General features: G+C 43.7%; 19 protein-coding genes. All 19 read left to right on the plus strand.

The features are described from left to right. Positions 1–194: 194 nt before the first annotated feature. A complete protein-coding gene (locus NJ959_RS02690; protein WP_254010201.1) occupies positions 195–3,029 on the plus strand; it encodes a cation-translocating P-type ATPase in 2,835 nt (944 codons plus the stop codon). A gap of 41 nt (positions 3,030–3,070) precedes the next feature. After that, positions 3,071–3,442 (plus strand): hypothetical protein, encoded by a 372-nt coding sequence (locus tag NJ959_RS02695; RefSeq protein ID WP_254010202.1) that lies wholly within the window; start codon positions 3,071–3,073, stop codon positions 3,440–3,442. Between the two features lie 24 nt (positions 3,443–3,466). After that, the gene (locus NJ959_RS02700; RefSeq protein WP_254010203.1) at positions 3,467–6,382 is read left to right on the plus strand and encodes a bifunctional acetate--CoA ligase family protein/GNAT family N-acetyltransferase; all 2,916 of its coding nucleotides are present in this window, start codon (positions 3,467–3,469) and stop codon (positions 6,380–6,382) included. 382 nt (positions 6,383–6,764) lie between these two features. Beyond that, positions 6,765–8,993, plus strand: a complete 2,229-nt coding sequence (gene pflB / locus NJ959_RS02705; protein WP_254010204.1) for a formate C-acetyltransferase — start codon at positions 6,765–6,767, stop codon at positions 8,991–8,993. A gap of 296 nt (positions 8,994–9,289) precedes the next feature. Beyond that, on the plus strand, positions 9,290–10,033 hold the full coding sequence (gene pflA, locus NJ959_RS02710; RefSeq protein WP_254010205.1) for a pyruvate formate-lyase-activating protein: 744 nt from the start codon (positions 9,290–9,292) through the stop codon (positions 10,031–10,033). Positions 10,034–10,190: 157 nt separating this feature from the next. Further along, complete coding sequence (gene adhE / locus NJ959_RS02715; RefSeq protein WP_373693588.1) at positions 10,191–12,896, plus strand: bifunctional acetaldehyde-CoA/alcohol dehydrogenase; 2,706 nt, start codon at positions 10,191–10,193, stop codon at positions 12,894–12,896. 315 nt (positions 12,897–13,211) lie between these two features. Continuing rightward, complete coding sequence (locus tag NJ959_RS02720) at positions 13,212–14,330, plus strand: Acg family FMN-binding oxidoreductase (protein ID WP_254010206.1); 1,119 nt, start codon at positions 13,212–13,214, stop codon at positions 14,328–14,330. A gap of 144 nt (positions 14,331–14,474) precedes the next feature. Further along, a complete protein-coding gene (locus tag NJ959_RS02725; RefSeq protein ID WP_254010207.1) occupies positions 14,475–15,344 on the plus strand; it encodes a DUF8173 domain-containing protein in 870 nt (289 codons plus the stop codon). A 57-nt stretch (positions 15,345–15,401) separates the two neighbouring features. Beyond that, positions 15,402–15,983 carry a PspC domain-containing protein gene (locus tag NJ959_RS02730; RefSeq protein ID WP_254010208.1) on the plus strand — a complete coding sequence of 194 codons (582 nt, stop codon included), beginning with the start codon at positions 15,402–15,404 and terminating at the stop codon, positions 15,981–15,983. 126 nt (positions 15,984–16,109) lie between these two features. Further along, positions 16,110–16,754, plus strand: a complete 645-nt coding sequence (locus NJ959_RS02735) for a hypothetical protein (protein WP_254010209.1) — start codon at positions 16,110–16,112, stop codon at positions 16,752–16,754. 208 nt (positions 16,755–16,962) lie between these two features. Beyond that, positions 16,963–17,766 carry a CPBP family intramembrane glutamic endopeptidase gene (locus NJ959_RS02740; RefSeq protein ID WP_254010210.1) on the plus strand — a complete coding sequence of 268 codons (804 nt, stop codon included), beginning with the start codon at positions 16,963–16,965 and terminating at the stop codon, positions 17,764–17,766. After that, the gene (locus NJ959_RS02745) at positions 17,760–18,620 is read left to right on the plus strand and encodes a CPBP family intramembrane glutamic endopeptidase (protein WP_254010211.1); all 861 of its coding nucleotides are present in this window, start codon (positions 17,760–17,762) and stop codon (positions 18,618–18,620) included. The genes NJ959_RS02740 and NJ959_RS02745 overlap by 7 nt, the downstream gene beginning before the upstream one ends. Positions 18,621–18,679: 59 nt before the next feature. Further along, the gene (locus NJ959_RS02750; RefSeq protein ID WP_254010212.1) at positions 18,680–19,342 is read left to right on the plus strand and encodes a GIN domain-containing protein; all 663 of its coding nucleotides are present in this window, start codon (positions 18,680–18,682) and stop codon (positions 19,340–19,342) included. A gap of 124 nt (positions 19,343–19,466) precedes the next feature. Then, a complete protein-coding gene (locus NJ959_RS02755) occupies positions 19,467–20,249 on the plus strand; it encodes a DUF6920 family protein (RefSeq protein ID WP_254010213.1) in 783 nt (260 codons plus the stop codon). Between the two features lie 22 nt (positions 20,250–20,271). Beyond that, entirely contained in the window at positions 20,272–21,582 is a 1,311-nt protein-coding gene (locus tag NJ959_RS02760; protein WP_254010219.1) for a phytoene desaturase family protein, read from the plus strand. Between the two features lie 307 nt (positions 21,583–21,889). Next, positions 21,890–22,537 (plus strand): DUF6064 family protein, encoded by a 648-nt coding sequence (locus NJ959_RS02765; RefSeq protein ID WP_254010214.1) that lies wholly within the window; start codon positions 21,890–21,892, stop codon positions 22,535–22,537. Between the two features lie 78 nt (positions 22,538–22,615). Continuing rightward, the gene (locus NJ959_RS02770) at positions 22,616–23,263 is read left to right on the plus strand and encodes a hypothetical protein (protein ID WP_254010215.1); all 648 of its coding nucleotides are present in this window, start codon (positions 22,616–22,618) and stop codon (positions 23,261–23,263) included. Beyond that, on the plus strand, positions 23,260–23,538 hold the full coding sequence (locus NJ959_RS02775) for a hypothetical protein (protein ID WP_254010216.1): 279 nt from the start codon (positions 23,260–23,262) through the stop codon (positions 23,536–23,538). The genes NJ959_RS02770 and NJ959_RS02775 overlap by 4 nt, the downstream gene beginning before the upstream one ends. 95 nt (positions 23,539–23,633) lie before the next feature. Next, positions 23,634–24,500, plus strand: a complete 867-nt coding sequence (locus NJ959_RS02780) for a DUF6920 family protein (protein ID WP_373693589.1) — start codon at positions 23,634–23,636, stop codon at positions 24,498–24,500. The last annotated feature ends 28 nt before the right edge of the window (positions 24,501–24,528 follow it).

Raw genomic sequence — 24,528 nt, forward strand, 5'->3', positions numbered from 1 at the left:
CAGCCAATTGTTAAAATTTACTAGCTGAAAATGTCCTAACTGCTGTGGCGGTTGCTATAAGTTAAGTAGTGGTGGAACCTATTACGCAAGACGACTATTTCTGGAAACTCTGCAATTATCGCTCGCTCTTGTTCCCACTCGTCAACTGTGCAACTACAAACCCATTATGAGGCAAGGCAACTTGTTACTCCTCTATGGCAAATCATCCTCCTATCTGGACTCTATCTACTGAGCAACTCTACGAAACTCTGTCAACTTCGGCACAGGGACTTTCCGAAGCAGAAACAGCACTCAGAATCAAGCATTACGGATTTAATGAACTACCGGAACCCGCTCGGCGATCGCTATTTCTCCGCTTCACGGATCAGTTAACCCATTTCATGGCACTTTTACTCTGGGTTGCAGGTATCCTGGCTTTTATTTCCGGTACACCTGAACTCGGTTGGGCAATCTGGGCTGTAATTTGGATTAATGCTGGTTTCAGTTTTTGGCAAGAATTTCAGGCGGAACAAGCCTTAGCAGCCCTCAATAAAATGTTGCCCGCCAAAGCTAAAGTCTATCGAGATGGGAAATTATGTGAGATTGCTGTGAGGGAGATGGTGCCGGGAGATGTGATGGAGTTGGAAGAAGGCGATCGCATTTCCGCCGATGCCAGAATGGTTTCAGCTCAGTCTTTATATGTCGATGTCTCAGTGCTAACTGGAGAATCGCTTCCAGTTGCCAGAAATGCCGAATCTGTCGTCACGGAAAAGATACGTGCCTCGGAAGCAAATAATCTCGTTTTTGCGGGTTCTACCGTTTCCGCAGGGCATGGTTTAGCTGTCGTCTACGCTACAGGAACTCATACCGAGTTTGGTCAGGTTGCCCACCTAACGGCAACCGTGAAGCGAGAACCCAGTACCCTGGAAGTGCAAATTAACAGAGTTGTCCATATCATCACAGGGATCGCCCTCGGGATGGGTGTTTTGGTGTTTTTCCTGACTAACCTCTTGGTGGATATGGGAGTCAAGGAAAGCTTCATTTTTGCGATCGGGATTATTGTAGCGCTTGTTCCAGAAGGATTGCTCCCAACCGTTACTCTGGCTCTGGCAATTGGTGTGAAACGGATGGCAAAGCGTAATGCTTTGGTGCGTCGCCTCTCGGCAGTGGAGACATTGAGTGCTACAACCGTTATCTGTACGGACAAAACTGGGACACTAACCAAGAATGAGATGACGGTGCGCCAACTGTGGATTCCCACAACTGAGATTGAAGTCACCGGAATCGGCTACGATCCAACTGGAGGAGAGGTGCGAGTTCCGAATCAGCGGCACGAGTCCCAGGTTAAGCTGCTACTTGCAGGATCAGCTCTCTGCTCCAATGCCCGTCTCAACCATCCAGCAGGTTCAAGTCAGTGGCAGGAGATTGGCGATCCTACAGAAGCCGCTCTCCTGGTGACTGCCATCAAAAAGGGACTGAAACTCGAACAATTACAGCATCAACTTCCTAGAAAGCAGGAAATTCCCTTTGATTCGCGCCGACGGATGATGAGTGTGGTGTTAGAAAGAAGTGCGGATGATTCAGGTTTAGGGTTTGAATTAGACAACCAATCATCCCATCTGAAAAGGCTCACGGCTCCCTATCTAATTTTTACCAAGGGATCGCCATTAGATGTACTGGAACACTGTTCACAGATTCTCAGAGATGGGCATATAGAAGAATTATCAGCAGCACAACGGGCAGAGGTAACTGCCGCTAATGATACATTTGCCAGTCGAGGTTATCGAGTTTTGGGAGTTGCTACCCGGCAGAAAGAGGAGCAAGAGCCGCAAGAAGCCCAGGAGTTGGAGCAAAATCTGATTTTCGTTGGGTTAGTGGCAATGATCGATCCGCCGAGAGCAGAAGTGGCAGATGCGATCGCAAAATGCCATCAAGCGGGTATCCAAGTAACCATGGTAACAGGAGATTATGGACTCACCGCAGAAGCGATCGCCCGTAAAATTGGTTTAGTGAATGGGAAAGCCAGAGTGGTTACGGGCGAAGAAATGGGTCATCTCTCAGATGCCCAACTCCGTCAAATCTTGCATCAAAAATCTGGGTTAGTCTTTGCGCGTGTGATGCCTGAACAGAAGTTAAGGCTGGTTCAGGCTTACATCGCCATGGGTAATATCGTAGCAGTGACAGGTGATGGAGTGAATGATGCTCCAGCCTTGAGAGCCGCCCATATCGGGATTGCCATGGGGATGAGTGGCACAGATGTGGCACGGGAAGCCGCTGATATTGTCCTGATTGATGATAACTTCGCCACCATCATCAGTGCGATCGAGGAGGGACGAGCTGTATATCAGAATATTCGTAAGTTTATTACCTATATCCTGTCATCCAACATACCAGAGCTGCTCCCCTTTCTGGCGATGATCTTTCTAAAAATTCCGCCCGCTTTGGTAATTCTGCAAATTCTGGCGATCGATTTGGGCACAGATATGCTTCCCGCCCTAGCTTTGGGCGCAGAAAAACCGGAGGCAGGCATCTTGCTGCAACCCCCCCGCAAGAAGTCCAAACCCTTACTAGATATGTCCTTACTCCTCCGTGCCTATTGCTTTTTAGGGTTGCTGGAAGGCTTGGCAGGAATGACAGGTTTTCTGTTGGTTTGGTGGGCAAATGGCTACGGGATTACCGAGTTGCAGGCGATAAATTCGGCGATTCTGGCACATTCGGCGAATGCTACCCAGATGGCAATTTATCATCAAGCAACCACTGTGATGCTGGCTGCGATTGTGGCTTGTCAGTGTGGTAACGTTTTCGCCTGCCGCAGTGAGCGTATCTCAATTTTTCGCTTAGGTTTCTTTGGCAATCGTTTGATTTGGTTAGGCATTGTGATTGAGTGGGCGCTGATTCTGTTGATTATCTATGTTCCACCCTTACAAAAAATCTTTGCGACTGCACCCCTATCTCCCTTGCAATGGTTGATGCTGCTTCTCTGTCCACCATTGATACTGATGGCTGATGAAGTACGAAAGCGAATTGTTCAAAGCTCGCATCCCATTTAGTTGGTGAATAAATATGAGAACCAACCTATAGGAGAACCATCATGAGTGTACCAAACGACCATCAAACCTCTCACCCCAAAAACCTTGCCTATAAGGGGCAGTTAATCTGTCCATATTGCCAATATTCTTTTCCCTTAACTTGGCATCGATACTGGGCTGCACCCTTGGGAAGTTACCGATGTCCCCAATGCAAGAAGTTGTCCCATCTCAAAGCTAATTCCGTTTGGGTATTCCCCATCCTAGTTATAGGAATAATCTTTATATTCGGAATACCATCATTAGCTTTAGCATACATTTCTAATAATTTTTTGGCTGGGGCGGCTTTCTTTGTAATAAGTAGCTTGGGAATAGTCATCCCAATTGATAAATGGCTAGACGGGCATTTAAGACGACTTCAAATTCGTTCACAATAAAATCTAACTCCCCAATTAAAATCTATGTCCATCGCAAACGATTCCAAAGAAATTCTGCGCGAACGTGCCTATGACATTCTGCGTTCCGAATACCGTCCATTAAATGCTATTTTTGCACCCAAAACGATCGCAGTTATTGGAGCCACAGAGCGACTTGGTAGTGTTGGTAGAACCCTGTTGTGGAATCTGATCACCAATTCGTTTGGTGGTACGGTGTTTCCGGTTAACCCGAAACGATTCAGCGTTTTGGGTATCAAAGCTTATCCAACAGTGGCAGCGATTGGAGAACCAGTGGATTTAGCTATCATCGCTACTCCTGCACCAACGGTTCCAAGTATTATTCGCGAATGTATTGCGGCTGGAGTTAAAGGCGCGATCGTCCTTTCGGCTGGATTTAAAGAAATCGGCACCGTAGGTATTGAATTAGAGCAACAGTTATTAGCACAAATTCGTGAAAGTCAAATGCGGCTGATCGGGCCAAATTGCTTGGGCGTGATGAACCCAATTACCGGATTGAATGCCACTTTTGCTAATAGTATGGCTCGTCCGGGAAAAGTTGGTTTTATTAGCCAGAGTGGGGCGTTATGTACAGCAATTTTAGACTGGAGTCACCGGGAAAATGTCGGATTTAGCGCCTTCGTTTCTCTGGGTTCGATGTTGGATGTAAATTGGGGGCATTTGATTGATTATCTCGGTGACGATCCACATACTGAAAGCATTGTCATCTACATGGAATCGATCGGCGATGCGCGATCGTTTCTGTCTGCTGCCCGCGAGGTAGCATTAACTAAGCCGATTATTGTGTTGAAAGCGGGTCGCACTGAAGCTGCTTCAAAAGCTGCGGCTTCCCACACGGGATCTTTAACTGGCAGCGATGCAGTGCTTGATGCTGCTTTCCGGCGCTGCGGCGTGTTGCGGGTAAACACGATCGCGGATTTATTCGATATGGCAGAAGTGCTAGCAAAACAGCCTCGTCCTAAAGGCCCTCATCTTACTATTATCACCAATGCTGGAGGCCCCGGCGTATTAGCAACAGATGCGCTGATTGCTACTGGGGGCGAATTGACAGAATTATCGGCTGATGCGATCGCCTCTCTGAATGCGATTCTACCTCCTCACTGGAGCCATCACAATCCGATCGATATTTTAGGAGATGCCGATCCCAACCGCTACGCTAAAACTCTGGAAATTGCAGCCAACGATCCTAACAGCAATGGACTGCTAGTCATTCTCACGCCCCAAGCAATGACCGATCCCAGTCAAACAGCCCAACAGCTCAAACCCTACGCTAAACTGCCTGGTAAGCCAATTCTTGCCAGTTGGATGGGCGGAAGTGAGGTGTCACAGGGCGAGTTACTGCTAAATCAAGCTGGAATTCCCACCTATCCCTATCCCGATGCAGCGGTGCAGGTATTTAGCTATCTGTGGCGATCGAGCTACAATCTACGTGAACTCTATGAAACTCCGGTTTTACCCACATCTTGCACCATTGTCAAGAACAGGCAAGATGCCTTTTCCACAACAAACCATGAGTTTTCTGGTGGGGCGGGCTTTGAGAACAGGCAAGATGCCTGTTCCACAAACTATGAGTTTTCTGATGGGGCGGGCATCCTGCCAGCCTGTATCCAGGCTGCACAAATCATTGATGCCGCCCGCCAGGAAGGGCGAACAATTTTGACGGAAGTGGAATCCAAGCAGATTTTAGCCGCTTATGGGATTCCCACCGTTCAAACCTGCATTGCGACTACCGAAGATCGAGCCGTTGAATGTGCCAGGGCGATCGGGTATCCTGTGGTTCTCAAACTGTTTTCCAAAACTATTACCCATAAAACAGATGTGGGCGGAGTGCAGTTGAATTTGATGGACGAAAACGCAGTCCGAAACGCTTACCAAGCTATTAAATCTGGTGTTCAAGCCTTAGCTGGAGAGGAGAATTTTCTAGGCGTTACTGTGCAGCCAATGATTGAGCTTGAGGGATATGAACTGATTATTGGTAGTAATCTCGACCCGCAATTTGGCCCAGTGTTGCTATTTGGAACTGGCGGACAATTAGTGGAGGTTTTCCAAGATCGGTCGATCGCCCTACCGCCTCTGAATACAACCTTAGCACGCCGGATGATGGAGCAAACCCGGATTTACAAAGCATTAAATGGTGTGCGAGGACGAAAGGCGGTTGATTTACCTGCACTCGAACAATTGATGGTGCAGTTTAGTCAACTGGTTGTAGAACAACGTTGGATTAAGGAAATAGACATCAATCCTCTATTAGCAACTTCAGAGCAATTGCTAGCCCTCGACGCTCGCATTATTTTACATGAGTCAGACATCGATGAAAACCAACTGCCAAAATTAGCGATTCGTCCTTATCCCACCCAATATGCAACTCCGTGGACGATGAAAAACGGTATTTCAATTACAATTCGTCCGATTCGTCCAGAAGATGAACCGTTGATGATTCAATTCCACAAAACTCTGTCTGAGGAAAGCGTTTATTTTCGCTACTTTCATTTAATTAAGCTCAGTCAACGGATTGCTCACGAACGACTGACTCGCCTCTGCTTTATTGATTACGATCGCGAAATGGCACTCGTCGCCGATTACCAAAATCCTGAAACTGGAACTCATGAAATTCTAGCTGTGGCGCGTTTGAGCAAATTGCACGGCATGAATGAAGCAGAATTTGCGCTGTTGGTGAGCGATAGTTATCAATGTCAGGGATTAGGAACAGAATTACTCGATCGCCTGATCCAGGTGGGACAGGATGAAAAGCTCGATCGAATTACGGCTGAAATTCTCTGCGACAATTCCGGGATGCAGCGAGTTTGCAAAAAACTCGGATTCCAGATTCTACGGGGGATCGATTCTAATGTTGTCAAAGCAGAGATTCAGACATCAAAGCCAAGTCCAAAAGGTTCAGAAGCCAGCACTCATCCCAACTGATTCGGGCTTGCTTGTTGCTCAGGATTGTCGATCGCGCTTAAAATTTGGTCAAATAGTCCCATAATCTTCGCTCCGTACTGTAGTTGCTCAATTCTAGATTAGCTCAACAGCATGAACTAACCACCACTGACGCGATCGCCTACAGTGGGGTTTCCATCTCGGCGACGGCACGAGTACGCATTGTCTCTTGCAAATGTTCATCATGCTGACGGTTTTCCTCACAGGTTCTTCGCATTTTGTTTGTATAATAGAATTGAGACAAAAAACAGGCTTCTAGTGACCAAAATTGTCTTCAGATCTTCCAGGAAACCTGGAAGCCTGATGTCTTGAGACTCATAGCTGAATCCTCATCGCTGACTTAAGCCAGGAGGCAGAGAACGATATGTTTGAGCAATGGCAAGAATTTAATTCAGGCAATTGGATGAACGAAATTGATGTACGTGATTTCATCCAAAAGAACTATCGGCCCTATGAAGGCAATGAATCGTTTCTAGCTGACGCAACAACAAGAACCCAAACGCTCTGGAGTCAAGTAACCAGTTTAATGGCTCAAGAGCGAGAAAAAGGAATTTTGGATGCAGATACGGCGATCGTTTCGACAATTACATCTCACAATCCAGGCTACATCGATCGCAATTTAGAACAGATTGTAGGCTTGCAGACAGATCAACCTTTGAAACGAGCAATTATGCCGTTTGGCGGGATTCGCGTGGTGCAAGCTTCCCTCAAAGCCTACGGTTATCAACTCGAACCAGCCACTGAGCAGATTTTCACCAAGTACCGTAAAACCCACAGTGACGGCGTATTTGATGCCTACACCCGCGAAATGCGCTTGGCGAGGCACTCTGGTATTATCACCGGATTGCCGGATGCCTACGGGCGAGGGCGGATTATTGGCGATTACCGTCGAGTTCCATTATATGGGGTCGATCGCCTGATTGATGACAAGAAAACGCAATTACAATCGCTGGAAGTTGATGCGATCGATGTTGACATCATCCGACTGCGAGAAGAGATTAACGAACAAATTAAAGCTTTGTTTGAGTTAAAGGAAATGGCGACAAGCTACGGCTTTGATCTTGGTCGTCGGGCCGCTAATGCTAAAGAAGCCGTGCAGTGGCTCTATTTTGCTTATCTAGCAGCAGTTAAAGAGCAGAATGGGGCGGCCATGTCTCTCGGGCGAGTCTCGACTTTCCTGGACATTTATTTTGAGCGCGACATGAAGAATGGCACGATGAATGAATCGGAACTTCAGGAACTGATCGACCATTTTGTGATGAAATTGCGCATGGTCCGCTTTTTGCGAACACCTGACTACAACGAGTTGTTTTCTGGCGATCCGACTTGGGTGACAGAGTGTATTGGCGGTATGGGTGAAGATGGTAGAACCTTGGTAACAAAGACCAATTTCCGCATTCTCAATACGCTATTTAACCTCGGTTCTGCACCAGAGCCAAACCTGACTGTATTGTGGTCTGAACGATTGCCGATCGCCTTCAAACGTTATTGTGCTAAAGTTTCGATCGAAACCAGTTCGATTCAATATGAAAATGATGATTTGATGCGTCCCTATTGGGGAGATGATTATGCGATCGCCTGTTGTGTTTCGGCGATGCGAATCGGCAAACAAATGCAGTTTTTCGGCGCACGGGTGAACTTGGCGAAATGCTTGCTGTATGCGATTAACGGCGGCAAAGATGAAAAATCTGGCGAACAAATTGCCCCGGCTTACGCACCGATTACCTCTGAATATTTAGATTATGACGAGGTGATGCAAAAGTTCGATCGGATGATGGACTGGCTGGCCAAAGCCTACATCAATACGCTGAATGTGATTCACTGTATGCACGATAAGTATTGCTACGAACGATTAGAAATGGCATTGCACGATCGCGATGTCTTCCGCACGATGGCCTGTGGGATTGCTGGACTTTCAGTAGTAGCAGATGCACTTTCTGCCATCCAATATGCCAAGGTGAAAGTCATCCGAGACGAACATGGATTAGCAGTAGATTATCAAATTGCAGGGGATTTTCCCAAGTACGGTAATAATGACGATCGCGTTGACCAAATTGCCGTCAACTTAGTTAAAGGCTTCATGAACAAGCTGAAGCAGCACAAAACCTATCGCAATGCTGTTGCAACGCAATCCGTACTGACAATTACTTCCAACGTGGTTTACGGCAAAAAGACGGGTAATACGCCCGATGGACGCAAAGCAGGTGAACCATTTGCACCGGGAGCAAATCCGATGCACGGACGGGATACAAAAGGTGCGATCGCCTCTCTAGCTTCGGTTGCTAAATTGCCTTACGCCTACGCGCAAGACGGGATATCAAACACCTTTTCGATTGTACCAGGAGCGTTGGGTAAGATTGAGGGCGATCGGCTGACAAACCTCGTCGGAATGCTAGATGGTTACTTCCACGATGGTGGCTTTCACATGAATGTGAACGTGCTGAATCGAGACACGCTTTTGGATGCAATGGATCATCCTGAATTGTATCCACAACTCACGATTCGTGTTTCTGGTTATGCCGTTAATTTCATCAAACTGACGAGAGAACAACAATTAGATGTGGTGAAACGGACTTTTCACGATCGGTTCTAAGCAAGTTGGGGTGAGTAATATCTCACCCCTGCTAATGGTTTTGATTGGATAAGTAGGTAGGCGGGATTCAACAAAACCATGTAACAGTTTTCATGGGAGTTCAAATATGATTGCTTTAAAAAGTATTGTAATTTGGCTAGTTTTTCTCATTGCCGAGAGCCTGAATGGAACGGTTCGTATCCTATGGCTGTTAAGGCATCAATAGTGAGGGGAGGGTGAAGCAAGAGGATATAAATATTTTCTCGGGCTATAATAAAGTTAAGGGTTGAAAAATCCAACAAGAGGAAGTAGCAACAATGTCAGTTTCTACATCTGTTTCTGGTTACATCCACTCGATCGAAACCTGCGGCACTGTTGATGGCCCGGGTATTCGGTTTGTAATTTTCACAGCAGGCTGTCCCCTACGTTGCCTGTACTGCTCTAATCCTGATTGCCGATATCTAGAAAACGGTAAAAAGGTGAGTGTTGATGAATTAATCGCAGACATTCAGAAATACACCTCTTACATGAATTCTTCTGGAGGTGGAGTCACCGTTAGCGGTGGTGAACCATTGTTTCAATCTCACTTTGTCACAGAGATTTTTAGGCGCTGTCAAATATTAGGAATTCACACGGCATTAGATACTTCTGGATACTGTGACTTGCAGGCTGCAAAACAAGTTTTAGAATTTACCAATCTCGTTCTACTCGATATTAAATCTTTCGATCCAGCAACGTATCATAAAGTTACCAGCGTCGATCTCGAACCTACCTTAATTTTGGCGAGATATTTAAGTGAGATTCATAAACCAGTTTGGCTGCGATTTGTGCTGGTGCCCGGGCTTACGGACGATCGCCAAAACGTTGAAAAACTGGCAGACTTTGTTGCAGGTTTAAAAAACATCGAAAAAGTCGAAGTTTTACCGTTTCACAAAATGGGTGAATACAAGTGGCAACAGTTGGGATATGACTATCAACTCAAAGATACTCAACCTCCAACACCAGAGTTAATCCAGCAAACATTAGAGATTTTTAGAAGTCGGGGACTGAATGCTGTTTGAGAGCTAACTATAGCCTCGATCGGATTTCTGGAGGTGCGTCGCCTCCGACAAAAAGTAAGTTCCATTTAACCAGTCGTTTCGACGCACCCTACAGATTAGCCTCGATCGGTATCTCACTTCGCAAGAAAACCATTATCATAGGAAGGTATGTATCCAAGTGGTTGTAACTAATATCCAAGAACTCGAAACACTCATTCAACAAGTCAAAATTGCTCAAGCAAAGTATGCGACTTACTCCCAAGAACAAGTCGATACCATCTTCAAGAAAGCGGCGACTGCTGCTAATACTCAACGCATTCCTTTAGCAAAATTGGCAGTGGCAGAAACCGGAATGGGTGTTGTTGAAGATAAAGTGATTAAAAATCACTTCGCTTCAGAATACATCTACAACAAATACAAGCACGATCGCACTTGCGGCTTAATCGAAGAAGATAAATCCTTTGGCATTCAAAAAATCGCTGAACCAATGGGAGTTTTAGCTGGGATTGTTCCCGTCACTAATCCCACTTCAACGGCGATTTTTAAGGCTTTGATTGCACTGAAAACTCGCAATGCAATTATTTTCTCTCCTCATCCACGGGCGAAGCAGAGTACGATCGAAGCTGCTAGAGTTGTGCTAGAAGGCGCGATCGCCGCTGGAGCACCAGAGCACATCATCGGCTGGATTGACGAACCGACAGTGGAGTTATCCCAAGCCTTGATGCAGCATCCCGACATCAAGCTGATTTTGGCAACGGGCGGGCCGGGGATGGTTAAATCTGCTTATTCATCGGGACATCCGTCTTTGGGTGTGGGTGCAGGTAATACCCCGGCGGTGATTGATACAACGGCAGATATTCAAACTGCTGTCAGTTCGATTTTGATCAGCAAAACCTTCGACAATGGGATGATTTGTGCTTCGGAACAGTCGGTGATTGTGCTGGATGCGGTGTACGATCGAGTAAAGCAAGAATTCATCGATCGAGGTGCTTACTTCCTGACAGCAGAAGACAAGGAAAAAGTTAGCAAAATCCTCCTGAAAGATGGTCATATTAATCCGGCTATTGTCGGACAATCGGTGGAGGCGATCGCCCAAATTGCCGAAATTGGATTAGTTTGTCTGGAGTTTCAGAGTCACAACCGTGCAGAAATTGAAAGCCACAATCCCGTCCCCTGCACTTTGCCTAAAGTTTTGATTGCCGAAGTCGAAAACATCGGTACGACTGAACCATTTTCCTATGAAAAATTGTCTCCGATTCTGGCGATGTATCGGGCAAGCAATTTCAATGATGCTGTGGAGAAAGCCGGAAAGTTAGTCGAATTTGGCGGGAAAGGACACACGGCTGTTTTGTATATCAATTCAGCAAAAATTGAGGATATTAAGTATTTTGAGAACACGGTAAAAACATCGCGAGTGCTGATCAATACTCCCTCTTCTCAAGGTGCGATCGGCGATCTTTACAACTTCAAACTAGACCCATCTTTGACACTAGGCTGCGGCACTTGGGGCGGTAATACGATTTCAGATAATGTGACTCCTCATCATTTACTGAACATCAAAACAGTGTCAGAGCGGCGGGAAAATATGCTTTGGTTCCGCGTGCCGCCCAAGGTTTACTTTAAGTCTGGTTGTCTTCCTGTCGCCCTGCGCGAATTAGCAGGCAAAAAGCGAGCTTTCATCGTCACGGATAAACCGCTATTCGATTTGGGATTGGTCGAAAAACTCACGACAGTTTTAGATGAAATTGGGGTGAAACACGATATTTTCCATGATGTTGAACCCGATCCTACCCTTGCAAATGTTACCAAAGGATTGGAATTACTCAACAGCTATCAACCTGATGTAATTATTGCGATCGGCGGTGGTTCGCCAATGGATGCAGCAAAAGTGATGTGGCTGATGTACGAGCATCCAGAGGTGGAGTTTGAGGGGTTGGCGATGCGGTTTATGGACATCCGCAAGCGGGTATATGAGCTACCAACCCTCGGTCAAAAAGCGATGCTGGTGGCGATTCCTACAACCTCTGGTACTGGCTCAGAAGTCACGCCTTTTGCGGTGGTTACAGATGAGCAAGCAGGGATTAAATACCCGCTGGCCGATTATGCACTAACTCCAAATATGGCGATCGTCGATCCGGAATTAGTGCTGAATATGCCCAAGAAACTGACAGCCTACGGTGGGATTGATGCTTTAACTCACGCTTTGGAATCCTACGTTTCTGTACTCGCAACGGAGTTTACGGAAGGATTAGCGCTGGAGGCGATCGGGCTTTTATTCAAGTATTTACCTCGTGCTTACCACAACGGTGTCAGCGATCCAGAAGCGCGGGAAAAAGTACATTATGCTGCGACGATCGCAGGTATGGCTTTTGCCAATGCTTTCTTAGGTGTTTGTCACTCGATGGCGCATAAATTAGGCTCTACTTTCCATGTGCCGCACGGATTGGCAAATGCGTTGATGATTTCTCATGTAATTCGTTACAACGCGACTGATGTTCCATTCAAACAAGCGATTTTTCCGCAATACAAATATCCTCACGCGAAAGAGCGGTATGCCGAGATTGCCGATTATTTAAGGCTGGGTGGAGATTCCCCGGATGAAAAAGTCGAAAAACTCGTGGCAGCGGTGGAAAACTTAAAGCATCAAGTAGAAATTCCGGCGACGATTCGAGAAACATTAGGAGAAGAAGATCGCACTTTTTACGAGAAGGTTGAAGTCATGGCCGAACAAGCTTTTGACGATCAATGTACTGGTGCAAATCCCCGTTATCCGCTGATTCGCGACCTGAAAGAGTTGTATGTCTTAGCTTACTTGGGTTGCCGTATTGATGCTGCGCCTTTCTATGCAGAACCTTGCGAGATTTTGCCAACGACCGTTGCGTAGCGGGAGGACGATGGAGTAGAAAAAGGTCAAAAAAAGCTGAGACTAGAGGGGATTGAAAGAGACTGTTGGCGAATTAAAAGATGACCTAACGAACTATGTAGGGCTTGCTGAATAAGTCAGGAAAAACCCCGAGCGGGATTGATGATTTATTTCAATCTGGTTTCTGGTTATGGCTTGCTACTCATTTCTGGAGATGTCTAATGAAACGATTTGCCATAGGCAATGCTACGCAATGCTGGACGGTAGCTAACAAACATTTACAGCCGAAGGGTTTGAACTCAGAAAATAATTGCTACACCCAATTAAAGGACATTTATGATGAACAGAGGGAAATTTATCAGCGTTGCGGTTGGGACAACAATTGCGGTTGGGGCAACATCTTATTTATTGAGCGATAAACGTAATCTTGTTAGGGCGGATATCAAACCGATAGACGATAACAATGCAACCCTCAAGCCGGATGAAAAAGAGATTTTGTTTCTTGCTTCCCTTGCACCAAGTGGTCACAACACCCAGCCTTGGTTTGTCCAATATCTCGAGCCTTATCACTGGATTATCGGCAACGATAAAAGCAAATGGCTTCCTGCTGTTGACCCAACTCAGAGAGAAACGATTTTATCGATTGGCGCGTTCATTCAAAATCTGGACTATGCGGCTGGTGCTTTTGGCTACGTCTGCGATTGGAGTTTGCTAGCTACGAGCAATCAAGATGAACGGGTGATGGAAGTAAAACTGATCGAAGCCGCATCGAAAAATGATTTTGACATCGCAAAAATCAAAAATCGCCGCACGGTTCGTTCTAATTTTTTAAGTGATGTGCTGAAACCAGAAGATCTCAAATATCTTGTCAATTCAGAACCAGAATTCATTTATTATCTGTCTGCCACCAGTAAGGAAAGTCAATTTGTCAACCAACAAACCATCGAAGCCAACCGCCTTCAAGCCTATCGAGATCCAGCGCAGCAAGAGTTATCCGACTGGATCAGATTCTCTAGTCAAGATGCAAAGAAACATCGTGATGGGCTGACAACGGCAAGCATGGAAATAGAAGGAATTTCTGGCTGGGTGGTGCGGAATTTTTACGATAAAAACAATGTGATGAAAAATGATTTTAGAGAGGTAGGTATCGATAAAGTTAAACAGCAAGTTTCGGAATCAGCAGGTTGGATTCTGATTACCAGCAAGGACAATCTGGTGGCAACGCTGCTCGAAACTGGCCGACGAATGCAGCGACTTTTTCTAAAAGTGCGGGAAAAGAATATAGCCATTCATCCTATGACTCAGATATTGGAAGAACCATCAACAAAACAAAAGCTAAATCAATCAATTGGGATTAGTGAAAATATTCAATTTATCTTACGAGTGGGTTATTTGAATAATTATCCGCCACCAGTATCACTACGCCGACCTGTTGATTGGTTTGTGCGGCAATAATTATATGAATTTAAACGGAAAGGGTTTTCATAGAATTCAAAGTTAGACTATTCACATTATTCGTACCTTCGTCACAAATTTCTCATCTTTTTTCAAGATTATGAGAGATAGTCGATATTCTTATTGTTTACGAGGATGAAATTTATGAAATGGCAACAATTAGTTTTGGCTTTTATAGCCACCATTTGCATGATCTTCGCGGGCAATGCCCTGGCACAGACTGATATTAATATTAATAATGCTAACCTCATTCGCTTTGGTGGCAGTATAACCGTACCAGAAAATCAAGTCGTCGAAAATGCCATTGCGTTTGGTGGGAGTGTTACTGTCTCCCCTAATGCCAGAGTTTTGGATACTGCGATCGCTTTCGGGGGGGATGTCATCCTGAAAAAAGGAGTGCAGGTAGAGGGTGATGTTTACTCCTTTGGCGGCAAAATTGTAAAAGAAGAAGGTGCGAACATTGGTGGTAGGTATACAACCAATGATCGACCTGGGATGATGGATGGTTCCAATCGAGGTAGAGGTAGCTTCTTCTACACTATTTCTTTCAGTCCCATTTTTAGAATTGGTAACGCCGTACTAGCAGCTATTCTCGGACTGATTATTTTACATACCAATCCACAGTTCCTACCAAATTTAGCTACAAAATTACGTCAACACCCCACTTTGACTGCTCTATGGGGAATTGGGGCAATTGTCGCCATTATCTTTGCCTGCATCTTTCTGGCAATTACACTCATTGGTATTCCCCTGATTCCACTACTAAGCCTGACGGTGATTATCACTTCTCTAGTAGGGTCATTAGGTGTAGCACTTTTTGTTGGTCAAAGCCTAGTCAGTAATCGTAATTGGTCGTTACAGCAGCAATTCTTGGTAGGTTTAGCAATCCTGACAATTGTGACACTAATTCCATTTTTCGGAGGGTTAATAGTTTTCCTAGTCAATATGTTCGGCTTGGGTGTCATATTGCTGTGGAAATTTGGTAGAGAAAAACCTCAAATAGCTACTGAGTGAGTAGGGTGACATGAATGTCCATCCTGTATTTGACCTTATTTAAGTTTAAAAAAATCCATGATTTACTTGCCTTTGATTTCAATCCTGTTCCTTGTTGGACCAGCACTTGCAGCGATCGCCATCACGCGATCGCTGAACACCCGTGGACATTTGGTTTTGTTGGGCATGTGTATCCTCTACGGAATTTTTCCATTGCTGGTCACTTGGGGGGGAATGGGTTTAGCTAAACGCTTTGGTTGTTCAGCGGAAGCAGTTCGCTTTATTTGTCCGTCCTCATCTTGGCTTGGAGGAGTCATTTCGGGGATGTTCATGGCTCACTGGCTGGCGATTTTCGCGATTCCATCAGCCATTTTAGGTGCGATCGGACTCCTGATTTCTTTGATTCTCAAGGTCAAGCGATCGAATGCCAATACTCCCGTCATGCCAAGGACTATATTTCATCGCAGTCGTCATAAAGTTTTCGCAGGCGTGTGTTATGCCCTTTCTCAGCTATGGAATTTACCAATCCTGGGTGTCCGGATTGTGACCGTTATTTTAGCAATCGTCCTCCCTGGATTTATTTTTCTGTACTTTTGGTGTTGGTTGGCATTCCCAATCGAGCCGCGATCTCAACAACAACCTGTAGGAAAACAATCATGAGTCTACGCAAAGATCGTCAAAATCCTCACCACCCAAAAACCACCTTTGCGGGACAGTTAGTTTGCCCGCTCCAATTGTGTTATGGATAACAGGATTTGACAGGTATCTAAATCAATGCTAAAAAACATGAATAAAACAATTTATAAAGTTGGGTTTTGGTCAGGATTTATTGCATTTATTTCAACAGTTGCATTTGTTATTGTTCAGGTATTGCAGCTTTTTGGTGTTCTCAGTTATCCAGTCGATGAAATTTTAATTTACGGATTTTCTCTTTGCATCGTAATACCTTTCTTGCTAGAAATGCTGGCACTTCACCATATAGCTCCATCTGAGAAAAAGTTTTGGAGTCATGCGGCTCTGATTTTTACAGTCTTATATGTAGCGTTCGTCACAGCTAATTATGTTGTTCAACTAGCAACGGTAATTCCGATGACACTTCAGGGATCTTCAGATGAGATCCCGATCCTAAAACAAACTCCGCACTCTCTCTTCTGGGACTTTGATGCAATTGGCTATATATTTATGGGATTCGCCACCTTATTTGCTATTCCTATATTTGAAAAACAGGGATTTCAAAGGTGGGTGAGATATTCTTTCTTAGTTCATAGTCTTGTTACCCCTTTGATTGTATTTGTTTATTTCTATCCCAACTTTTCGGAGAAGTTACTTCTTATTGCAATTCCTTGGGGAATTACAGCTCCGGTGTCAATGTTACTCCTTGCCATAATGTTCAAGAAGGATTCTGAAGTAAGCACTCAAACAAAAGGATAAGAATAAATCAAACAAATGCACGGCACATAACAGCAGCCAAAAAAACTCGGCGAAAAATGACAGAGAGAAGAATAGCTACAGCCAAGGATAGGTTGTTTAAAAATTATCCACAACCAGTTTCACTACGCCGCCCCGTTGATTGGTTTACTCGTTCATAAATACCGCCCACAAATAAATTTTTTCTTACTGTATGGTTCTCAATAAAAACATGAAACCAAAGAAGCGATCGCTAAATCAAATTGGACTTTTTCTACTTTACACTTTTTCGATAACTTGGCTATCTTGGCTGATTATTATCATTGGGAATAACTACTTTAATTCCCTTTGGTATGGTGAGCCTTTATTTTGGATACCTTACTTGATCGGTGGGTTAGCTCCAGCCATTAGTTCTTATATTATCTATCGACAGTTCAATCAAGATTTTGGCAAAGAATCTTTTGGTAAGTTTGTCTTTGGCAAAAAAATAGATGGAAAAGCATGGCTGATATTTGGATTATTTACAATTTGGCGTTTGTTGATGATTTGGGTTGCTTTTGGCATCAATAAACCTGTCTCAATTCTCTCGATAATTATTAATTTACCACTGCTCATCCTTTTCGGTGGATTAGAAGAATTAGGTTGGCGCGGAATTTTACAGCCTCAATTAGAAAAGATAATTAATTATTTACCTTCTATCCTTGTTGTAGGAAGCATTTGGAGTATTTGGCATTTGCCATTATGGTTTATCAAAGGCACAGTTCAAAGTTCATTTCCATTTGGATTATATTTACTTTCAGGAATAATTTTAACCTCCAGTTTTACAACCCTCTATAAATACACAAAGAACTTATTTCTCTGTGTATTAAGCCATGCTTGGTTTAATGGATCTATTGGATTAGCTTTATATATGGGCAATAATGGAACCTTGCAGCTAAATTTGAATTGGAAAGTAATTGTAGTCTTTTCTATCGAGTTAATAGTATCTGTCATTTTAGGAATAGCTTACCATCGTAAGAAACCCATTCTGTGTTAGCAATAGTTTCAAAGGACGAAAAGGAACTTCATTTAACAACAATTATGAATAACAGCAAGCCAGAAAATCACTCGCCATTAAAATTCTTTCTACTTGTTTTTGGACTTTCTATCCCTTTATGGATAATTGAAACAAGAATTGAAGTTAAAGGGCTACCGTTAGATATTCCTATAACAGACATATTAGCTGCATTTACACCATTGATTGCAGCCAGCATTCTCGTTTACAAAGAAGAAGGATCTATTGGTACTAACAAACTGTTTAACAGAATTTTAGATTTCTCAAGAATCACAAAAAAGATCTGGTATTTGCCTGTAATTTTGCTGCCATTTTTAATATATTTGTTGATATATATAACAATCCATCTCATAGGATTACCTCTTCCAATCAATTTTTACATTCCTTTTCTTTCAATCCCTTTTCTTTTTTGTTTATTTTTCCTCGGAGCTGTGGCAGAAGAAACTGGCTATATGGGTTATGCCATTGATTCTATGCAAGAACGGTTTGGCGCTTTATTAGCAAGTATCCTCATCGGTATACCTTGGGCAGTATGGCATTACCCGTCAATAATTCAACAAGGACACAATCTAACTTGGATCGTATGGGCAACTCTCGGCACAGTGGCTGTGAGAGTTCTAATTGTTTGGATTTACAACAATACAGGCAAAAGTTTATTTGCTTGCATCCTATTTCATACTTTGATGAATGTAGGAAGACCTTTGTTTCCAAGGGATGGAATACATAATCCATTGGTTGATTATCCTGATATTCACTATTCAATAATTGCGATCGTCGCAGGTATTGTTGTCTTTCTATGGGGAACAAAGACATTAGCTCGTTATAGATATGCCTGACTTTGCCGCAGATGAAGTCTGTTTATTTAAGTTTCAATTAAACCAATGGAGACAAAACAATGAAATCGAAGCTATTCCGTTTGACTCTGTGTTTGGCAGCCTTGGGCATGTTCGCAGCCTGCTCTTTAAATTGGAATGGAATTAGAGGATCGGGAATTATCAAGACTGAATCTAGAGAAGTGACGACATTTTCATCAATCTCCTTTAAATCTGTAGGCAAACTCAAGATCCAGCAGACTGGCAAAGAATCTCTCACAATTATCGCCGAGGATAACATCCTACCAATTTTGGATGGACATGTATCTGGGCAAACCTTGTATATCAGTAACGCCAATAAATCAAGCATTGATCCGACACAGCCTATTGAGTTCATTGTGGAGGTTAAGAGCTTGGAGCGCTTAGATATCAATGGAGTTGGTAGTATTGAAGTCAAAGATATCCAAGGTAAACGTTTATCAGTTTCGCTGGATGGAGTGGGTAGCATTGCGATCGCAGGAAATGTTGATGTATTGGATCTCAGTCTTTCTGGAGTCGGTAGCTTTAATGGTGCAGAGTTGAAGGCTAAACAGGCTACAGTTCGGAATAAAGGCATAGGAAGTGCTGTGGTTAATGTGAGTGAGCAGTTGGATGCGACTGTATCAGGCGTAGGGTCAATAGAGTATATTGGATCTCCTCAAGTCAAAGAATCTGTAAAAGGTATGGGGGCAATCAAGAAACGATAGCTTCGATCAAATCCATTTGCGATGGAATAACCGCAATTGAGTGGAGGAAAATTAGCAATGCCATTTACCACCGAACAATTTTTTCTGGTTTTCAACAAATACAATCAAAATACTGGAGATAGTAATGACTAAATCAATTTCTCTCAATACGCTCTGGGAGTCAGCGACACCTACTGAGCTTGTATTCAACTCAGATAAACTCTCTCACTTGCCAGAAGCAGCAAAACGGTATCTCGAACACACAATCGCGCCTGGAACAAAGCTTGCTTCTGCGGTTCGTTTGAAGATGCACGGCGAAATTAAATTGAAAAAGTGGATTCCATTCAAAGCCGAGCAAGTCATTTGCTGGGAACATGGATTTATTTGGAGTGCTACGGCATGGATGAATGGCTTACCAATTGTCGGATCGGATCGTGTCATAGATGGCGTTGGTGCGATGCAGTGGAAGCTGTTAGGATTATTCCCTGTAATGACGGCGAGTGGTGCTGATATTACGCGGTCTGCTATTGGTCGCCTTCAATCAGAGTCAGTGTGTTTACCTTCTGTATTCTGCGGCGATGACGTTTTATGGACAAGCACAGAGTCAGCGGATCTAGACTCCAATTTGCATTCCAGTTTTGTCGTGCAAGGCGAGAAAGCCGAACTAGATTTCACTATCGAGTCGGCAAAGCCGAGGCTACGCCAACGAACAGGTTGTCTCAAGACCTTCAAGTTACCACGATGGGGCAATCCAGACGGTGCTGAGTTCCGTTATGTGGACTTCGGTGGAACTTTAGAGGAAGATCGCACATTTTGCGGCTACACCATTCCTACCCGTCTACGAATTGGATGGTACTTTGGCACTGAGCGGTTTGAGTCGGAGGGCGAATTTTTCCGAGCCACAATCGATGATGCAATCTATCGATAAAAACATGTAGGAAATTTTCGTGATGAAGCATAAGTGCGATGAGACTATTATCATTATTGGGGCGGGAATTGCTGGGCTTGCGGCAGGTTGCTATGCCCAGATGAATGGTTATCGAACTCAAATCTTTGAGATGCACGATCGACCAGGTGGACTGTGTACAGCATGGCAGCGACAGGGATTTATTTTTGATGGTTGTATCCATTATTTGTTTGGCTCTGCACGAGGACAGCCTTTCTACCAACTCTGGGAGGAACTTGGCGTTGCGGGGCAGCAACAATTTGTCCATCATGATGAATTGCTGCGGGTGAGCAAACCTGATGGGAAAACTTTAATTGTTTACAGTAATCCCGATCGATTGGAGCAGCATTTAAAAGAAATATCACCGATAGATCGCCGATTAATTAGCGATTTATGTACAGGGATTCGCACTTTTACTCGCTTCGATCTGTCACTACTTCAACAGCAACCCAAAGCATTAATGCAGTTAGGTGACTGGGGAAAGTTAGCGCGGAAAATGTTGCCATTTATCTGCCCACTAGTGCGATGGGGGAACCTTTCAGCAGCAGAGTTTGCCGAAAGGTTTCAAGATCATCAGGCGATTGGTGTGCGGTTATATAACAACGAAACATGCGATGCAGATCGAATTATTTCAGCCTGTGACGGGCACAATACGCTGTTTGGGTTACTAGATCGGCAATATGTCCCCCGCGAGATCCAACGTTACTACGATGGACACTTACCGATTCATTCCCAACTACAGGTATCACTGGGGGTAAATCGCGATCTATCAAACGAACCGCATTGGACTACTCATTTGCTCAATGAACCTGTCGTAATTGCAGGGGAAAAGCGGTATGAGATTGGAGTCAAACACTATTGCTTCGATCCCTCTCTAGCACCACCAGGGAAATCGGTGCTGATGGTTGTTTTGACAACTAACTATGACTATTGGCAACGTATTTATGGTCGATCGATCTACGATGCAGAAGAAATTCAAGAATCACAAATTATCATCGATCTTTTAGATCGATTTTATCCTGGGATTAAGAATGATATTGAGTTTGTAGATGTGGCTACACCTCTCACCTACGAGCGTTATACAGGCAACTGGCAAGGATCGAGTTGTGGTTGGCTCCTGACCAAACAAACCCTCCCATTATCGATAAAAGGCTTACCTAAAACATTACCTAAACTGCGGAATTTTTATGCGATCGGGCAATGGGTCGAACCAGGTGGGAGTGTGCCAGTGGTTGCCATGTCTGGACGCAATATTATTCAGCAAATTTGTAGAGAAGACAAGCAGACTTTTCGGTCAATAACACCTGAAAAATAGAAGGTTAAAATGGAAAATAACGTACCAGCAAACAAATCACCAATCAAATTATTTTTGTTATTTTTTTTCTGTCAATACTAATAAAATTATTTTTGCGCTGATTCTCTTTCATGCCATATATGGCAAGCTTTGTATCGTAATCAATCAATTCAACCAACTCATTCAGAAAATCATGCGATCGCCTGTCACACTCAAAGCTTGGTATGAGCGGAAGATATTAACTTCCTCCTTTAGTCGAACAATAGCGAACTGCTGACAGCTATGAATTGCAACGGAATAACCGCAATCGAGTGGAGGAAAATTAGCAATGCCATTTACCACCGAACAATTTTTTAGGGTTTTCGAGAAATACAATCAAACTGTATTTCCGATGCAATTTTTACTAATTTTAGTGGCGATTGCCTCGATTGCACTGGCAGGAAGTCCAAAACCGTTCGCAAACACAACTATTTCGGGATTACTCGGTTTTCTCTGGTTGTGGACAGGTGTTGTTTACCATTTGATCTTTTTTACAAAAATCAGTCCACCCGCCTATATCTTCGGGGCATTATTCATTTTTCAAGGCTTATTATTTTTATACGAAGGCGTGGCAATAAATCGTTTGATTTTTCGCGCTAGCCAGAAATTTTACGGCATTCTCGGCGCGATATTTATTGCTTATGCCCTAGCGATATATCCGTTAATTGGCTACGCTCTGGGGCGAATTTTTCCATCATCACCTACATTCGGCGTACCTTGTCCGACAACCATTTTCACGTTCGGCTTGCTGCTCTGGACAGACAAAAAAATTCCGTTAAGTTTATTGATTATTCCAGTTTTATGGTCGATTGTCGGAACCTCAGCGGCTTTAAATTTCGGGATTAAAGAAGATTTCGGATTGCTTGTCGCAGGAACGCTCGGAACGGCTTTTATTATTCGACGCAATTTAACACCAAAAATGGATAAATTGTCTTGACGCAATATGGAAAGTGAAACCAAATTAACACTGATTAAAATCCTTAAAATTTAAGTCATTTCTACGAGGAGTAATAAATTGAATATTTTTATTCTGTTTGCTGGTTTCTTGGTTCTTTTGTATTTTCTTGTGATTAGATCCTGGCAGTTAACTTGGGGAGCAACTAAAGAGGAGATTACTCAGTCTTTAATTGGCGATGAAATTGTCCAAAAGCCTCACTTCGTTGCCACAAGAGCGGTATCGATCGAAGCTCCACCTACTGAAGTATGGAAATGGATAATTCAAATTGGTTCTGGGAGGGCTGGTTTTTATAGTATCGATCTGATAGACAATGCCAATATACCGAGCGCAAGAAATATACTACCAAAATATCAAAAAATTGAGAAAGATTACTTTATTCCATTTACTCCTAACCAAAAGAATGGAATGTGGGTTAAAGATTATCGAGAACCTGAGTATATCTTATGGTGGGATTCTCCGAGGGAGAGGCTACGCCAACAAAAAGCAAATGGAACATGGGGCTGGTTCTTACGACAAACTGAAGCTGGTGATACAAGACTAATAACTAGATTAAGAACCAAATATAATTTTAGCTTTCCCTGGATTATCTATTATATCTTCTATGACTTGGGAGACATTATCATGATGAGTAAATGTATGTTGGGCATCAAAAAAAGAGCGGAAACAATTCATCACAAAAATGTTGGAGGTAAAGTTCAAACATGAGAACCACCCATAAACCTTTCTCCCTCATAACATATCTATTGATTGTCGTGGCGGTATCTTGGCCATTTCAAATCGCCTATGTCCTGTGGGCAGAGACACCGTTTATGCGCTATGCCTTAAGCTCATTACCGATGATTATGGTCACAGTTGCCACCTATATTGCTGGTCGCTATATATTCCATGATGGCTTCTCCAAAGCTGGCTGGAATTGGGGTAAATCAAAACACTATTTAGCAGTCTTTTCACTTTTGATATTTATCTTCCCTGTTGGTTAGCAAAATACACGAAGTTAATCTATACAACCATTTTCGCGATCGTTCTCATCATCACAATCTATCAAAGTCTAAATTAACAAACATAGGTAAGTATCATGTGGATGAAATGGATTGCAATTATTGGTGTTTTCATCATAGTCTCCCTTGGAATTGCTGCCATTTATAGTGGCTATCGCTGGCAGTCAGATACTGATAAATTACGCGCCAAATTAACAAGTGGACGGCGAACAATTGAGCCAAAAATCTACGACCAAAAAGAGCTTGAAGGTTTACCAGCCCCCGTACAGCGATTCTTTCGGACAGTACTCAAGGATGGACAGCCAATCGTGACTGCAGTTAAACTCTCTCAGACAGGAGAGTTTAATATGAGCGAGACAGAAGACAAGTGGAGTCCATTCACTGCAACTCAATTTGTCATCACTCAACGTCTAGGTTTTGATTGGGATGCACGCATCCAAATGGCTCCAGGAGTGAATATATTTGTCCATGATACATATCTGTTAGGAGAAGGCAACTTACACGCATCATTACTCGGTTTTTTCACCCTGGCAAAAATGCACAATACGCCTGAATTGAACCAAGGTGAATTATTGCGATTCTTTGCTGAAGCTGCTTGGTATCCTACTGCCCTATTACCCAGTCAGGGTGTACGCTGGGAAGCAATCGATGACACCTCTGCTCGCGCTACTCTGACGGATGGTGCAACAACTGTCTCTCTCGTATTTCAGTTTAATGCTGAAGGTGCGATCGCTACTATGCGGGCTGATGCGCGTTATCGTGACAAGCTGACTGCTATGCCCTGGGGTGGCAGATTTTGGGAATATTCAGTTTGCGATGGGATGCTTATTCCCTTAAGAGGTGAAGTGGGATGGGAGCATCCAGAAGGCACTCGACTCTATTACAAAGGGCTGATTACAGAGATTAACTGGGAGCATCCCGAGAAAGGAAGAAATGCAGGTTGATTCTTACTCCCCCCTTTGACAAGGGGGG

Source organism: Limnofasciculus baicalensis BBK-W-15, assembly GCF_024178385.1.
Lineage (GTDB): Bacteria > Cyanobacteriota > Cyanobacteriia > Cyanobacteriales > Coleofasciculaceae > Limnofasciculus > Limnofasciculus baicalensis.

Excerpts from the sequence above, each read along its gene's own strand:
- NJ959_RS02735 (WP_254010209.1), top strand. The coding sequence starts at position 16,110 with ATGAATAAAACAATTTATAAAGTTGGGTTTTGGTCAGGATTTATTGCA.
- NJ959_RS02780 (WP_373693589.1), top strand. The coding sequence starts at position 23,634 with ATGTGGATGAAATGGATTGCAATTATTGGTGTTTTCATCATAGTCTCC.
- NJ959_RS02750 (WP_254010212.1), top strand. The coding sequence starts at position 18,680 with ATGAAATCGAAGCTATTCCGTTTGACTCTGTGTTTGGCAGCCTTGGGC.
- NJ959_RS02740 (WP_254010210.1), top strand. The coding sequence starts at position 16,963 with ATGAAACCAAAGAAGCGATCGCTAAATCAAATTGGACTTTTTCTACTT.
- pflB (WP_254010204.1), top strand. The coding sequence starts at position 6,765 with ATGTTTGAGCAATGGCAAGAATTTAATTCAGGCAATTGGATGAACGAA.
- NJ959_RS02775 (WP_254010216.1), top strand. The coding sequence starts at position 23,260 with ATGAGAACCACCCATAAACCTTTCTCCCTCATAACATATCTATTGATT.
- NJ959_RS02730 (WP_254010208.1), top strand. The coding sequence starts at position 15,402 with ATGATTTACTTGCCTTTGATTTCAATCCTGTTCCTTGTTGGACCAGCA.
- pflA (WP_254010205.1), top strand. The coding sequence starts at position 9,290 with ATGTCAGTTTCTACATCTGTTTCTGGTTACATCCACTCGATCGAAACC.
- NJ959_RS02760 (WP_254010219.1), top strand. The coding sequence starts at position 20,272 with ATGAAGCATAAGTGCGATGAGACTATTATCATTATTGGGGCGGGAATT.
- NJ959_RS02690 (WP_254010201.1), top strand. The coding sequence starts at position 195 with ATGGCAAATCATCCTCCTATCTGGACTCTATCTACTGAGCAACTCTAC.
- NJ959_RS02700 (WP_254010203.1), top strand. The coding sequence starts at position 3,467 with ATGTCCATCGCAAACGATTCCAAAGAAATTCTGCGCGAACGTGCCTAT.
- NJ959_RS02755 (WP_254010213.1), top strand. The coding sequence starts at position 19,467 with ATGACTAAATCAATTTCTCTCAATACGCTCTGGGAGTCAGCGACACCT.
- NJ959_RS02720 (WP_254010206.1), top strand. The coding sequence starts at position 13,212 with ATGATGAACAGAGGGAAATTTATCAGCGTTGCGGTTGGGACAACAATT.
- NJ959_RS02725 (WP_254010207.1), top strand. The coding sequence starts at position 14,475 with ATGAAATGGCAACAATTAGTTTTGGCTTTTATAGCCACCATTTGCATG.
- NJ959_RS02695 (WP_254010202.1), top strand. The coding sequence starts at position 3,071 with ATGAGTGTACCAAACGACCATCAAACCTCTCACCCCAAAAACCTTGCC.
- NJ959_RS02765 (WP_254010214.1), top strand. The coding sequence starts at position 21,890 with ATGCCATTTACCACCGAACAATTTTTTAGGGTTTTCGAGAAATACAAT.